This window comes from Streptomyces sp. NBC_01298, from assembly GCF_035978755.1.
Lineage (GTDB): Bacteria > Actinomycetota > Actinomycetes > Streptomycetales > Streptomycetaceae > Streptomyces.
Map to the genome: position 1 here is coordinate 7,152,665 of NZ_CP108414.1, position 13,466 is coordinate 7,166,130.

Annotated in this window: 13 protein-coding genes; 10 read left to right on the plus strand and 3 right to left on the minus strand. The window is 67.8% G+C overall.

What is annotated here, in order from left to right; all coding sequences use genetic code 11:
- The first annotated feature begins 12 nt into the window (after positions 1-12).
- Positions 13-1,596 carry an ABC transporter substrate-binding protein gene (locus tag OG730_RS32485; protein WP_327307566.1) on the plus strand — a complete coding sequence of 528 codons (1,584 nt, stop codon included), beginning with the start codon at positions 13-15 and terminating at the stop codon, positions 1,594-1,596.
- 122 nt (positions 1,597-1,718) lie between these two features.
- Here the strand turns inward: OG730_RS32485 and OG730_RS32490 are convergent, their stop codons facing one another.
- Entirely contained in the window at positions 1,719-2,393 is a 675-nt protein-coding gene (locus OG730_RS32490) for a response regulator (RefSeq protein ID WP_327307567.1), read from the minus strand.
- A gap of 108 nt (positions 2,394-2,501) precedes the next feature.
- Complete coding sequence (locus tag OG730_RS32495; RefSeq protein WP_442815085.1) at positions 2,502-3,449, minus strand: RecB family exonuclease; 948 nt, start codon at positions 3,447-3,449, stop codon at positions 2,502-2,504.
- Between the two features lie 68 nt (positions 3,450-3,517).
- Between OG730_RS32495 and OG730_RS32500 the strand changes: the two genes are divergently transcribed.
- From OG730_RS32500 to OG730_RS32510, 3 genes are all read left to right on the plus strand, one after another.
- Positions 3,518-4,825: a site-2 protease family protein gene (locus OG730_RS32500; RefSeq protein ID WP_327307568.1), complete on the plus strand. Its 1,308-nt coding sequence runs from the start codon at positions 3,518-3,520 to the stop codon at positions 4,823-4,825.
- Between the two features lie 18 nt (positions 4,826-4,843).
- A complete protein-coding gene (locus OG730_RS32505; RefSeq protein ID WP_327307569.1) occupies positions 4,844-5,803 on the plus strand; it encodes a tRNA (adenine-N1)-methyltransferase in 960 nt (319 codons plus the stop codon).
- Positions 5,804-6,043: 240 nt separating this feature from the next.
- The gene (locus OG730_RS32510) at positions 6,044-6,670 is read left to right on the plus strand and encodes a hypothetical protein (RefSeq protein ID WP_327307570.1); all 627 of its coding nucleotides are present in this window, start codon (positions 6,044-6,046) and stop codon (positions 6,668-6,670) included.
- Between the two features lie 16 nt (positions 6,671-6,686).
- Here OG730_RS32510 and OG730_RS32515 read toward each other — a convergent pair whose 3' ends face one another.
- Positions 6,687-7,019, minus strand: coding sequence for a ferredoxin (locus tag OG730_RS32515; RefSeq protein WP_327307572.1), 333 nt, complete (start codon positions 7,017-7,019; stop codon positions 6,687-6,689).
- A gap of 264 nt (positions 7,020-7,283) precedes the next feature.
- On the opposite strand from OG730_RS32515, the gene arc reads away from it, so the two are divergent.
- From arc to prcA, 6 genes are all read left to right on the plus strand, one after another.
- Positions 7,284-9,050, plus strand: a complete 1,767-nt coding sequence (arc, locus tag OG730_RS32520) for a proteasome ATPase (RefSeq protein ID WP_250740357.1) — start codon at positions 7,284-7,286, stop codon at positions 9,048-9,050.
- 251 nt (positions 9,051-9,301) lie between these two features.
- Positions 9,302-10,813, plus strand: coding sequence for a depupylase/deamidase Dop (dop, locus tag OG730_RS32525; RefSeq protein WP_266910138.1), 1,512 nt, complete (start codon positions 9,302-9,304; stop codon positions 10,811-10,813).
- A gap of 194 nt (positions 10,814-11,007) precedes the next feature.
- Positions 11,008-11,220: a ubiquitin-like protein Pup gene (locus OG730_RS32530; RefSeq protein WP_133898495.1), complete on the plus strand. Its 213-nt coding sequence runs from the start codon at positions 11,008-11,010 to the stop codon at positions 11,218-11,220.
- 157 nt (positions 11,221-11,377) lie between these two features.
- Positions 11,378-11,854 carry an endonuclease VII domain-containing protein gene (locus OG730_RS32535; RefSeq protein WP_327307573.1) on the plus strand — a complete coding sequence of 159 codons (477 nt, stop codon included), beginning with the start codon at positions 11,378-11,380 and terminating at the stop codon, positions 11,852-11,854.
- A complete protein-coding gene (gene prcB, locus OG730_RS32540) occupies positions 11,806-12,645 on the plus strand; it encodes a proteasome subunit beta (RefSeq protein ID WP_327307574.1) in 840 nt (279 codons plus the stop codon). The genes OG730_RS32535 and prcB overlap by 49 nt, the downstream gene beginning before the upstream one ends.
- A 44-nt stretch (positions 12,646-12,689) precedes the next feature.
- Positions 12,690-13,454: a proteasome subunit alpha gene (prcA, locus tag OG730_RS32545; protein ID WP_254384775.1), complete on the plus strand. Its 765-nt coding sequence runs from the start codon at positions 12,690-12,692 to the stop codon at positions 13,452-13,454.
- Positions 13,455-13,466: the final 12 nt, after the last annotated feature.

Here is a 13,466-nt window from a genome sequence, read left to right on the forward strand (position 1 = left end):
AAGGATGTTCGCGTGAAGACACGGAACCAGTGGTTGGTCGCCCCCCTCGGAGCGGCCACCGCCGCCGCGCTGCTGACCGGATGCGGTGCGACCGACGGCTCCAACGCCGCCGGCGGCGGCAAGGGCGTCGTCATGGGCATATCCGACAAGGTGAAGGCCACCGACCCCGCCTCGGGCTACGACCCCGGCTCCTGGCTGCTCTTCAACAACGTCTTCCAGTCACTGCTCGGCTTCCCCAAGGGCGGCACCAACCCCGAACCCGACGCGGCGCAGTCCTGCGGCTTCGAGGGCAACGAGAGCAAGACCTACGTCTGCACCCTGCGCGGCGGCCTGAAGTTCAGCAACGGCAACAGCCTCACCGCCAAGGACGTCAAGTACTCCTTCGAGCGCACCCTCAAGATCAACGACGAGAACGGCCCCGCCGTCATGCTCGCGTCGATCGGCACCATCGACACCCCCGACGACAAGACCATCGTCTTCCACCTCAAGGCCCCCGACGCGACCTTCCCCAGCAAGATCGCGTCCGGCGCCGGCTCCATCGTCGACCACACCGAGTACCCGGCCGACAAACTCCGCACCGACGGCAAGGCCATCGGCTCCGGCGTCTACAAGCTGGACTCCATCGACGACAAGAGCGCCTCCTTCTCCGTCAACGACAGCTACACCGGCAAGGCCAAGCCGAAGAACAGCGGCGTCACCATGAAGTTCTTCAACGAGGACCAGGCCGCCCTCAAGAAGGTCCTCGAAAGCGGAGACGTCGACTTCGCCTTCCGCGGCCTCGCCGCCAAGGACATCGCCGGCCTCGCCTCCCAGACCGGCGACCAGAAGGTCGAAGTCGTCCAGGGCGCCGGCGCCGAAGTCGAACACCTCGTCTTCAACACGGCCGACCCCGTCGCCGGGAAGCTCCCCGTCCGCAAGGCCATCGCCTACCTCGTCGACCGCGAAGCGCTCGTCCGCGAGGTCTACGACGGCACCGCCACCCCGCTCTACTCCATCGTCCCGGCCGGCATCGCCTCCCACACCACCGCCTTCTTCGACCGCTACGGCGGCGCCCCCCAGCCCGAGAAGGCCAAGGCCACCCTCCGCGCGGCCGGCATCAAGGACAAGGTCAAGATCACCCTGTACTCGACGCCCAGCCGCTACGGCCCCTCGACGGACCAGGAATTCCAGCTCATCGCCAAGCAGCTCAACGCCAGCGGCCTCTTCCAGGCCGACGTCAAGTCCGTCGAGTTCGAGCAGTACGAGAAGGACATCCAGGCGGGCAAGTACGGCGTCTACGTCAAGGGCTGGGTCCCCGACTACCCCGACGCCGACAACTTCACGCAGCCCTTCTTCGGCCCCGACAACGTGCTGCACAACAACTACGACAACAAGGAGATCACCGGGAGCATCATCCCGTCGACCTCCGCCAAGGCCGACCGCTCCTCCGCCAGCGGCGACTACGCCCGCCTCCAGGACATCGTCGCCGACGAGATCCCCCTGCTCCCGCTCTGGCAGAGCAAGCAGTACGCCGTCACCCGCCAGAACGTGACCGGCCTGCAGTGGTCCCTGGACGCCTCCACCGTCTTCCGCTTCTGGGAGATCAGCAAGGGCTGAGCCACCCGCCCGGGGCAAACGCGACGGGTACGGGCCCGCCTCCGCACGAAGCGGAAGCGGGCCCGTACCCGTACCTGCGAAACGGCGAACAGAGCCGCCGGCCGAGCGGTCCGGTGGCCTGCCTACTGGCCGGCCCCCGGACGCACCAGACCGCTCTCGTACGCGTACACCGCCGCCTGCACCCGGTCACGCAGACCCAGCTTCGTCAGCACATGACCCACATGCGTCTTCACCGTCGTCTCGCTCACGAACAGATCCGCCGCGATCTCCGCGTTCGACAATCCCCGGGCCACCAGCTTCAGCACCTCGACCTCACGCTCCGTCAACGAAGCGATCATGTCCGGGACGGTGTCCTCACCCGACGGCAGATGCCCCGCGTACTTGTCCAGCAGCCGCCGCGTGATGCTCGGCGCCAGCATCGCCTCGCCACCCGCCACCACCCGGATCGCCTGCACCAGCTCCGTCGCCGGCGCGTCCTTCAGCAAGAACCCGCTGGCCCCGGCCCGCAGCGCCTCCACCACGTACTCGTCCAGATCGAACGTCGTCAGCACCAGCACCTTCGCCGGACCGTCCCGGCCCGGACCCGTGATCTGCCGCGTCGCCTCCACCCCGTCCATCCGCGGCATCCGGATGTCCATCAGCACCACATCGGGCTGCAACGCCCGCACCTGGTCCAGCGCCTGCAGACCGTCCCCGGCCTCCCCGACCACCGCCAAGTCCTGCTCGGCCTCCAGGATCATCCGGAAACCGGTACGCAGCAGGGGCTGATCGTCGACCAGCAGTACGCGGATCGCCACGGGGTCCACCTCGTATTCGTAGGGCTCATCGGATCATCGGGCCATCGGGTCTTCGGGTTCATCCGGACACCACCAGGTAACCCGGCCCATTCTGCCCTGACGCCGAGATCAGGATTCGCCCCGCCCGGCGGACGGCAGCGCCAGCGGATAGACCGGGGGAGTACCACCGAACTCCGGACACACCGCCTGATGATCACACCAGCCACACAGCTTCGACTGCCGCGGCCGCCAGTCACCCGTCACCGTCGCCTCCCGGATCGCCTCCCACAGCGCCAGCAGCTTGCGCTCCATCCGCTCCAGGTCCTCGATCACCGGGTCGTACGTGATCACGTCCCCACTGCCCAGATACACCAGCTGCAGCCGCCGCGGCACCACCCGCTTCAGCCGCCACACCACCAGCGCGTAGAACTTCATCTGGAACAGCGCACCCTCGGCGTACTCCGGCCGCGGCGCCTTCCCCGTCTTGTAATCGACGATCCGCACCTCACCCGTCGGCGCCACGTCCACCCGGTCGATGATCCCGCGCAGCCGCAGCCCCGACTCCAGCTCCGTCTCCACGAAGAACTCCCGCTCCACCGGCTCCAGCCGCGTCGGGTCCTCCAACGTGAACCACCGGTCCACCAACGCCTCGGCCTCCGTCAGCCAGCGCGCCAGCCCCGCCCCCTCGTCGCCCCCCGGGAACAGCTCCGACAACTCCGGCTTCGACTCCAGCAGCCGGTCCCACTGCCCCGGAATCAACGCCTTCGCCCGCGGCGCCGTCCGCTCCGGCGCCGGATGATCGAAGAGCCGCTCCAGCACCGCGTGCACCAGCGTCCCGCGCGTCGCCGCCGCACTCGGCTTCTCCGGCAACTTGTCGATCACCCGGAACCGGTACAGCAGCGGACACCGCATGAAATCGCTGGCCCGCGAAGGCGACAGCGAAGAAGGCGCCACGGCCACCGCCTGCGCGGGCACCGCACCGGAACCGGGCGCCACACCGGGCTCGGAACCGGGCACCTGTCCGGGCACGGAACCACTCACTGCATCGTCCGGACCGCTGCCGGGGCTCGTCGTCATGGACAAAACCCTACGACCCGCCACCGACAGCACGCGCATACCATCGACGCCGACCCCCCTCGCACTGCATGATCGGAGCATCACACCGCGCGACGCCGCACCCCGACACCACGGGAAAAAGACACCCGAACCACCGGCGCACCACCGCACCGGACAGCAGCGAACGAAGGACAACCGTGGCAGACACCGACGAAACCGGCGAGCGCGCGGGCCGGCGCTCAGGACCGGGCGGCGGACTCCTCATGGGCCGCCCCTTCGGCGTGCCCGTCTACGTCTCGCCCAGCTGGTTCCTCGTCGCCGCCCTCATCACCTGGGTCTTCGGCGACCAGCTCGACCGGATCCTGCCCGACCTCGGCACCCTGCGCTACCTCGTGGCCCTCTTCTTCGCCGTCGCCTTCTACGCCTCGGTCCTCGTCCACGAACTCGCCCACACCATCGCCGCCCTCCGCTTCAAACTCCCCGTCCGCCGCATCCAGCTCCAGTTCTTCGGCGGCGTCTCCGAAATCGAGAAGGAATCCGAAACCCCCGGCCGCGAATTCGTCCTCGCCTTCGTCGGCCCCCTCCTCTCCCTCCTCCTCGCCGGCGCCTTCTACCTCGGCATGAAAACCGTCGAACCCGCCAGCGTCCCCGGCGTCCTCCTCGCCGGCCTCATGATCTCCAACCTCCTCGTCGCCGCCTTCAACCTCCTCCCCGGCCTCCCCCTCGACGGCGGCCGCATGCTCCGCGCCGTCATCTGGGGCATCACCGGCAAACCCATGACCGGCACCATCGCCGCCGCCTGGGCCGGCCGCGCCCTCGCCGTCGCCGTCCTCCTCGGCCTGCCCCTCCTGAACAACACCGGGACCCTCGGCAACCCCACCGACGACATCGGCGGCATGGACACCGTCATGGACGCCCTCCTCGCCGCGATCCTCGCCGGCATCATCTGGACCGGAGCCGGCAACAGCCTCCGCGTCGCCCGCCTGCGCGAACACCTCCCGGAACTCCACGCCCGCAAACTCACCCGCCGCGCCATCCCCGTCGAGAACGCCACCCCCCTCTCCGAAGCCCTCCGCCGCGCCAACGAAGCCGGCGCCCGCGCCCTCGTCATCGTCGACGGACTCGGAGACCCCACCGGCATCGTCCGCGAAAGCGCCATCGCCTCCGTCCCCGAACACCGCCGCCCCTGGGTCGCCGCCGGCACCCTCGCCCAAGACCTCACCGACGGCATGAAGGTTTCAGCGGACCTCGGCGGCGAAGAACTCCTCGACCACCTGCGCGCCACCCCCGCCACCGAATACCTCGTCCTGCAACCCGACGGCGCCATCTACGGCGTCCTGTCCACCCTCGACGTGGAAAAGGCCTTCGTGAAGGCCATGGCGCGGCCCCAGTCCTGAAGCCAATACACTGGTCACATGTCCGAACCGACCGGTGCCGCCCGCCGACGCGGGCCCTTCGAGGTCGGGGACCAGGTACAGCTCACCGACCCCAAGGGCCGCCACTACACGTTCACGCTCGAAGCCGGGAAGAATTTCCACACCCACAAGGGTTCCTTCCCGCACGACGAGCTGATCGGCTCCCCCGAGGGAAGCGTTGTCCGTACCACGGGCAACGTCGCCTACCTCGCGCTGCGACCCCTGCTCCCCGACTATGTCCTGTCCATGCCCCGCGGTGCCGCCGTGGTCTACCCCAAGGACGCAGGCCAGATCCTGGCCTTCGCCGACATCTTCCCCGGCGCCCGCGTCGTCGAAGCGGGCGTCGGCTCCGGCTCCCTGAGCAGCTTCCTGCTGCGCGCCATCGGCGACCAGGGCATGCTCCACAGCTACGAGCGCCGCCCCGACTTCGCCGAGATCGCCACGGCCAACGTCGAGCGCTACTTCGGCGGCCCGCACCCCGCGTGGCAGCTCACCGTGGGCGACCTCCAGGACAACCTGTCCGACACGGACGTCGACCGCGTGATCCTCGACATGCTCGCCCCCTGGGAGTGCCTGGAGGCCGTCTCCAAGGCGCTGGTCCCCGGCGGCATCCTCTGCTGCTACGTGGCCACCACCACCCAGCTCTCCCGGACCGTCGAATCCATCCGCGAGTTCGGCTGCTACGCCGAACCGCAGCCCTGGGAATCGATGATCCGCAACTGGCACGTCGAAGGCCTGGCCGTCCGCCCGGACCACCGCATGATCGGCCACACCGGCTTCCTCGTCACCGCCCGCCGCCTCGCGGACGGCGTCGAGCCGCCCATGCGCCGCCGCCGCCCCTCCAAGGGCGCCTACGGCGAGGACTACGACGGTCCTGGCAGCCAGTCCGCCGCCAAGACCGCGGAGACCGCCGCCACGGCCGCAGCCGAGATCACCGCCGACACCGGCGACGGCGCCTGAGCGGCCGACGCCCCCAGGAGCGCCCCGCCACCCGGCGGGGCGCCCCGCGCCACCAACACGAAGACGCTGTGCCGCAGTTCCCCCGAAACATCCGGGAACTGCGGCACAGCGTCTTTTCGTTGCCCTACGGGCCGGCCCCGCGCCGGCGGCCCGACCGGTCCGGACCCACCCGTTCCACCCCGATGTGAGGTGTGGCACGATGCTGGCTCCCCGTCACCCTTCGCACAGGAGACACCCCGCGTGCCGCACAGCCCCGCCGAGCCGGCGCCGAGCAACCACGCCCCGGCGCACCACCGGACCCGGCCCGTCCACTGGCTGGCCACCGCCTCGGCCCTGGCCGCCGTCATAGCCGGCGCCGGACTCCTACAGCCCGACCGGGCCACCGGAGCCTCCGCGGACCCGGTGCACACCACCGGTGGAACCACACCCAAGAGCCCCGCGAACGGCCCCCAGACGGCCGCTCCCGACGCGCACGCGGTCACGTACCCCCTGGACTGCAAAGGCCTCCCACAAGCCGTCACGGCCACCGCCGAAGGCGACCTCGACGGCGACGGCCGCCCCGAAACCGTCGCGGCCGTCCGCTGCGACGCCGGCTCGGGCACCCCGCCGCACGCCATCTACGTCCTCGCCCAAGACCGCGCGAAGACCGCGACCCCCCGCGTCGTCGCCACACTCCTCGAAGCCGGCCGCAAGCAGACCGCCACCGACCTCACCATCCGCGACGGCCTCGTCACCGCGAGCCTCCTCGGGTACTCCTCGCCCGAAGTGCCCCGCTACAGCCCCGACACCAAGCAGCTCGCCAAGTGGCGCTGGACCGGCGGAAAATTCCGCCAGGAGCTTACGGACTCGACCCCCTCAGGTGTTTGAACCCTCACCGGGACCTTTACTGGGCGTCCGGACCGAAGACTTCCACCCTGTCCGAAACCCGCCTTACATGGATGCAATCCCCGGGACATTCCTTCGCGGAATCCACCACGTCCTGGAGCAGCACCAGCGGAACCGGAGTGGTCGCCCCCGCCTCCACGAGCAACTCGTCGGCAGGGCTCTTCACGTACGCCAGACCATCGATGTCCAGCTCGAACACCTCCGGTGCGTACTGCACGCAGATGCCGTCGCCCGTACAGAGGTCCTGGTCGATCCAGACCTCCAGCGGCTCTCCGGCCACGCCCGCGGCGCCCGTGTTCTCCTCGGTCGCCGCCTCCTGCTGCACGGTCATATCCCCTGCCGTTCCCTGCTCTGAGTGATCCATCCCGGTCACAACGCGAGGCAAGTCGCACGAGCTCTGACGGGTGTTGAACAGTTCGACCTTACAACCGGCTGCTTTCCGATGTTGATGGGTGGGTATTTCCTTGACGGGAGGGAGTACGCAAGGGTGAAGATCGGACACACCCCTACCGTCTTTGTGATCTAGGGGTTTCAATCACCACCAGCCCAGGTAGGGTCAGAAAGCGTCCAGCTCCCCTTGGAGGAGGTGAGGACCGTGGCAGCCCACGACGACGACATCAACCGCGGCATCCGGCCCGGGCGAGGGTCTGAGGACCCCGCCGGCCAGGTTGCCTATCTCGAGCAGGAAATCGCCGTCCTGCGACGTAAGCTCGCCGACTCTCCGCGACACACGAGGATTCTCGAAGAGCGGATCGTCGAGCTCCAGACAAACCTGGCAGGCGTCTCCGCACAGAACGAGCGGCTGGCGAACACCCTGCGCGAGGCCCGCGACCAGATCGTGGCCCTCAAAGAAGAAGTCGACCGGCTCGCACAGCCGCCGGCCGGCTTCGGAGTCTTCCTGCAGTCGAACGAAGACGGAACCGTCGACATCTTCACCGGCGGCCGAAAGCTCCGCGTGAACGTGAGCCCCAGCGTCGAACCGGAAGACCTCCGGCGAGGCCAGGAGGTCATGCTCAACGAGGCCCTCAACGTGGTCGAGGCCATGGAGTTCGAACGGGCCGGGGACATCGTCACCCTCAAGGAAATCCTGGAGGACGGCGAGCGCGCCCTGGTGGTCGGGCACACCGACGAGGAAAGGGTGGTGAGGCTCGCCGAGCCGCTCCTGGACGTCACCATCCGCCCCGGCGACTCCCTGCTGCTCGAACCCCGCTCCGGCTACGTCTACGAGATCGTCCCCAAGAGCGAGGTCGAAGACCTCGTCCTCGAAGAGGTCCCGGACATCGACTACGACAAGATCGGCGGCCTGGGCGACCAGATCGAACTGATCCGCGACGCCGTCGAGCTCCCCTACCTCTACCCCGACCTCTTCAAGGAACACGAACTGCGGCCCCCGAAGGGCATCCTGCTCTACGGCCCTCCCGGCTGTGGCAAGACGCTCATCGCCAAGGCCGTGGCCAACTCCCTTGCCAAGAAGGTCGCCGAAGTCACCGGCCAGCCCACCGGGAAGTCCTACTTCCTGAACATCAAGGGCCCCGAACTCCTCAACAAGTACGTCGGCGAGACCGAGCGGCACATCCGCCTCGTCTTCCAGCGTGCGAGGGAGAAGGCGAGCGAAGGCACCCCCGTCATCGTCTTCTTCGACGAGATGGAATCCCTCTTCCGCACCCGTGGATCCGGAGTCAGCTCGGACGTGGAGAACACCATCGTCCCCCAGCTGCTCGCCGAGATCGACGGCGTGGAAGGCCTGGAGAACGTCATCGTCATCGGCGCCTCCAACCGCGAGGACATGATCGACCCGGCCATCCTGCGCCCCGGCCGGCTCGACGTGAAGATCAAGATCGAGCGCCCCGGCGCCGAGGCCGCCAAGGACATCTTCGCGAAGTACCTCAAGGCCACCCTGCCCCTGCACACCGACGACCTCGGCGAGCACCAGGGCTCCACGGCGGAAACCGTCCACAGCATGATCCAGACCGTCGTCGAGCAGATGTACGCCGAAACCGAGGAGAACCGCTTCCTCGAGGTCACGTACGCCAACGGCGACAAGGAAGTCCTCTACTTCAAGGACTTCAACTCGGGCGCGATGATCCAGAACATCGTGGACCGTGCGAAGAAGATGGCCATCAAGGCCTTCCTCGAGCACAACCAGAAGGGCCTTCGCGTCGCCCACCTCCTCCAGGCTTGCGTGGACGAGTTCAAGGAGAACGAAGACCTGCCCAACACCACCAACCCCGACGACTGGGCCCGAATCTCCGGAAAGAAGGGAGAGCGGATCGTATTCATCCGCACCCTCGTCACCGGAAAGCAAGGCGCGGACACCGGACGCTCCATCGACACGGTGGCCAATACCGGTCAGTACCTCTGACCAAGCGGGCCGGCTGCGGGCGCCCGGCAAGGGCACCCGCAGCCGACTGCTTTACCAAACGCTCTTTTCAGCCGGTGACAGGGCAAAGTCAATGACTGAAATGATCTCCCCACCAGCGCGGAGTGGTTCTAGGCTCTTCCATACCGCAGGTCGCGCAGTGCGGGGACGGGCACCGCACACGACGCACCGGAGCACCAGCGGTACTTGAGCGCCGCTCCCGAACGGGAGCGCCGCCGGGCAAGGAGGGCCGCATGACCGTACGGCGAGTAATGGGGATCGAGACGGAGTACGGGATCTCCGTTCCGGGACACCCGAACGCCAATGCCATGCTCACCTCGTCCCAGATCGTCAACGCCTACGCGGCGGCGATGCACCGGGCGCGACGCGCCCGCTGGGACTTCGAGGAAGAGAACCCGCTGCGGGACGCCCGCGGCTTCGACCTCGCCCGCGAGGCCGCCGACCACAGCCAGCTCACCGACGAGGACATCGGCCTCGCCAACGTGATCCTCACCAACGGCGCACGCCTCTACGTGGACCACGCACACCCCGAATACAGCTCCCCGGAGATCACCAACCCGCTCGACGCCGTCCTCTGGGACAAGGCCGGCGAGCGGATCATGGCCGAGGCGGCCGTCAGGGCCGCCCAGCTCCCCGGGGCCCAGCCCATCCACCTCTACAAGAACAACACCGACAACAAGGGCGCCTCCTACGGCACGCACGAGAACTACCTGATGAAGCGGGAAACCCCCTTCTCGGACATCGTGCGCCACCTCACCCCCTTCTTCGTCTCCCGCCTCGTCTTCACCGGCGCCGGCCGCGTCGGCATCGGCCAGGACGGCCGCGAACACGGCTTCCAGATCAGCCAGCGCGCCGACTACTTCGAAGTCGAGGTCGGCCTGGAGACCACCCTCAAGCGCCCCATCATCAACACCCGGGACGAACCGCACTCGGACGCGGAGAAGTACCGCCGCCTCCACGTGATCATCGGCGACGCCAACCTCTCCGAGATCTCCACCTACCTCAAGCTCGGCACCACCGCACTGGTCCTGTCCATGATCGAAGACGGCTACATCAACGTCGACCTCGCCGTGGACCAGCCCGTACGCACCCTCCACCAGGTCTCCCACGACCCCGACCTCCAGCACCTGATCACGCTGCGCAGCGGGCGGACGCTGACCGCCGTACAGCTCCAGATGGAGTACTACGAGCTGGCCAGGAAGTACGTGGAGGAGCGTTTCGGCTCCGACGCGGACGAGCAGACCAAGGATGTGCTGGCCCGCTGGGAGGACGTACTGGGCCGGCTGGAAACCGACCCGATGAGCCTGTCGGGGGAGCTCGACTGGATCGCGAAGCGGGAGATCCTGGAGGGCTACCGGCGCCGGGACGGCCTCGAATGGGACGCGGCCCGCCTGCACCTGGTGGACCTCCAGTACGCGGACGTACGGCCCGAGAAGGGGCTGTACAACCGCCTGGTGGCCCGCGGCAAGATGAAGCGGCTGCTGGACGAGACGGCGGTGGAACGGGCGCAGAGCAAGCCGCCGGAGGACACCCGGGCGTACTTCCGGGGGCGGTGCCTCGAGCAGTACGCGGACGATGTGGCGGCGGCCTCGTGGGACTCGGTGATCTTCGATCTGCCGGGCCACGACTCCCTCCAGCGGGTCCCGACCCTGGAACCCCTGCGGGGCACCCGTGCCCACGTGAAGGAGCTCCTGGACCGCTGCCGCACGGCGGAGGACCTGGTGCGGGTGCTGTCGGGCCGCTGAGGCCTTTCCGGTACCCGGCGCGGGGGCTGAAAGGCCCCCGGCCCGGGAATCATGAACACATCCGGACGTTATGAAAGTACCGGGACGGATGTCGGGCCCTCCTTGTAGGGTCCGACGTAGAGTCTGATCTTGAGGGATCCCGAATTCGCGGGGTCTTTCACGTGAGCGTGCGAACCGAGCGGGGTGAGCTAGACATGGCGACCAAGGACACCGGCGGCGGACAGCAGAAGGCGCAGCGCTCGACCGAGGAGGTCGAGGAGGCCGCGGTCGAAGAATCGACCGACCTCAAGGAGCGACAGGAAAAGCTCTCCGACGACGTCGACTCGGTACTTGACGAGATTGACGATGTCTTGGAGGAGAATGCCGAGGACTTCGTGCGCTCCTTCGTTCAAAAAGGTGGGCAGTAGGGCCGTTTTATCTTCGAATCGAAGGTGAAGGGTGGGGTGGGTGCTCGAAGGGTCAGATGCGAAGCGTTGTACGCGGTGCGGCGAGGAACGGCCGCGTACAGCCTTCGCGATCAAGCGGTCGAACCTGGATGGCCTGCAACGTGAATGCCGCGATTGCATGGCCGACTATCACCGTGACCGCCAGATTTCCCAAGGCCGGAAGGTTCGGCCCCGGGTAGAAGTGCCGGAAGGGCATAAGGTTTGCCTTCGCTGCGGCGAGGTCAAGCCCCATTCGGAATGGCATCGGAATGCGACTGCTCCGGACGGCCTGTCGACGCGATGCAAGGTGTGTCGCGCGGCTGAGGGTCGAGCGGGTCATCTGAAGCGCGCGTACGGCATGACTGAAGCCGATCGAGACGAGATGATCGCGGCGCAAGGTGGCGTCTGCTGTATCTGCCTAAAGGCCCCGGCCGTACATGTGGATCACTGCCACGCGACGGGTAGGGTCCGAGGCGTACTGTGCTTCAACTGCAATACGGCCATCGGCAAGTTGGGTGACGATCCCGACGCTGCTCGTCGGGTCGTCTCATACTTGGAGGGACACGCGTGGAAGCCAACAACTTTGGCACAGGGCGTCTGCCGGCAGCCTTCCTGACGCCGGGGTCGTCGTCCTTCATGGACTTCTTGGGCGCGCACCAGCCCGAGATGCTCCCGGGCAACCGGAAGCTGCCCGACGGGGTCATCGAGGCGCCGCACGGGACGACCATCGTGGCCGCCACCTTCCCCGGCGGGGTCGTCCTCGCCGGTGACCGGCGGGCGACCATGGGGAACATGATCGCCCAGCGGGACATCGAGAAGGTGTTCCCGGCGGACGAGTTCTCCGCCGTCGGCATCGCCGGCACCGCCGGTCTGGCCGTGGAGATGGTGAAGCTGTTCCAGCTGGAGCTGGAGCACTTCGAGAAGGTCGAAGGGGCGACCCTGAGCCTTGAAGGCAAGGCGAACCGGCTGTCGACCATGATCCGGAGCAATCTGGGGATGGCGATGCAGGGTCTGGCCGTCGTACCGCTCTTCGCGGGGTACGACGAGGCCAAGGAGCGGGGCCGGATCTTCTCGTACGACGTGACCGGCGGCCGCTCCGAGGAGCACGGCTACGCCGCGACCGGTTCGGGCTCGATCTTCGCCCGCGGCTCGATGAAGAAGCTGTACCACTCCAAGCTGACGGAGGAGGAGGCCACGACGCTCGTCGTGCAGGCGCTGTACGACGCCGCCGACGACGACTCGGCGACCGGTGGCCCGGACCTCTACCGCCACATCTACCCCATCGTCACCGTCATGACGGACGAGGGATTCCGCAGGCTGACCGACGAGGAGTCCTCGGAGCTGGCCCGCAAGATCACGAACCGCCGGCTGGAGCAGCCCGACGGTCCGCGCGCCGCTCTGCTCTGACCCTCTGACCTCCTCGTCGTCCAGAAGAAAGGGACGGAAAGCCGGTGTCGACTCCGTTCTATGTGTCACCCCAGCAGGCCATGGCCGACCGGGCGGAATACGCCCGCAAGGGCATCGCCCGCGGTCGGAGCCTCGTTGTCATCCAGTACGCCGACGGCATCGTGTTCGTCGGTGAGAACCCGTCCCGCGCGCTGCACAAGTTCAGCGAGATCTACGACCGGATCGGCTTCGCGGCCGCCGGCAAGTACAACGAGTACGAGAACCTGCGGATCGGCGGTGTGCGGTACGCGGATCTGCGCGGATACACCTACGACCGCGACGATGTGACGGCCCGTGGGCTGGCGAACGTCTACGCGCAGACGCTCGGCACGATCTTCTCGAGTGCGGGGGAGAAGCCGTACGAGGTGGAGCTGGTCGTCGCCGAGGTCGGCGCGACGGCTGCCGGGGACCAGATCTACCGGCTGCCGCACGACGGGTCGATCGTCGACGAGCACGGGTCCGTCGCGGTCGGTGGTAATGCCGAGCAGATCAGTACCTACCTCGATCAGCGGCACCAGGACGGGATGACCCTGTCCGAGGCGCTGAAGCTGGCGGTGCAGGCGCTGTCGAGCCAGGCGAACGGTACGGACAAGTCGATTCCGGCGGAGCGGCTGGAGGTGGCGGTGCTGGACCGTACGCGGGCCCAGCAGCGCAAGTTCAAGCGGATCCGCGGCCGGCAGCTGTCGCGGCTGCTGGAGGCGGACGTTCCGGCGGCCGCCCAGGCGGATGCCGTGTCGAACGACGAGGCTCCCGAAGAGGAAGCCGAGTAGTCGCAAAAGAGT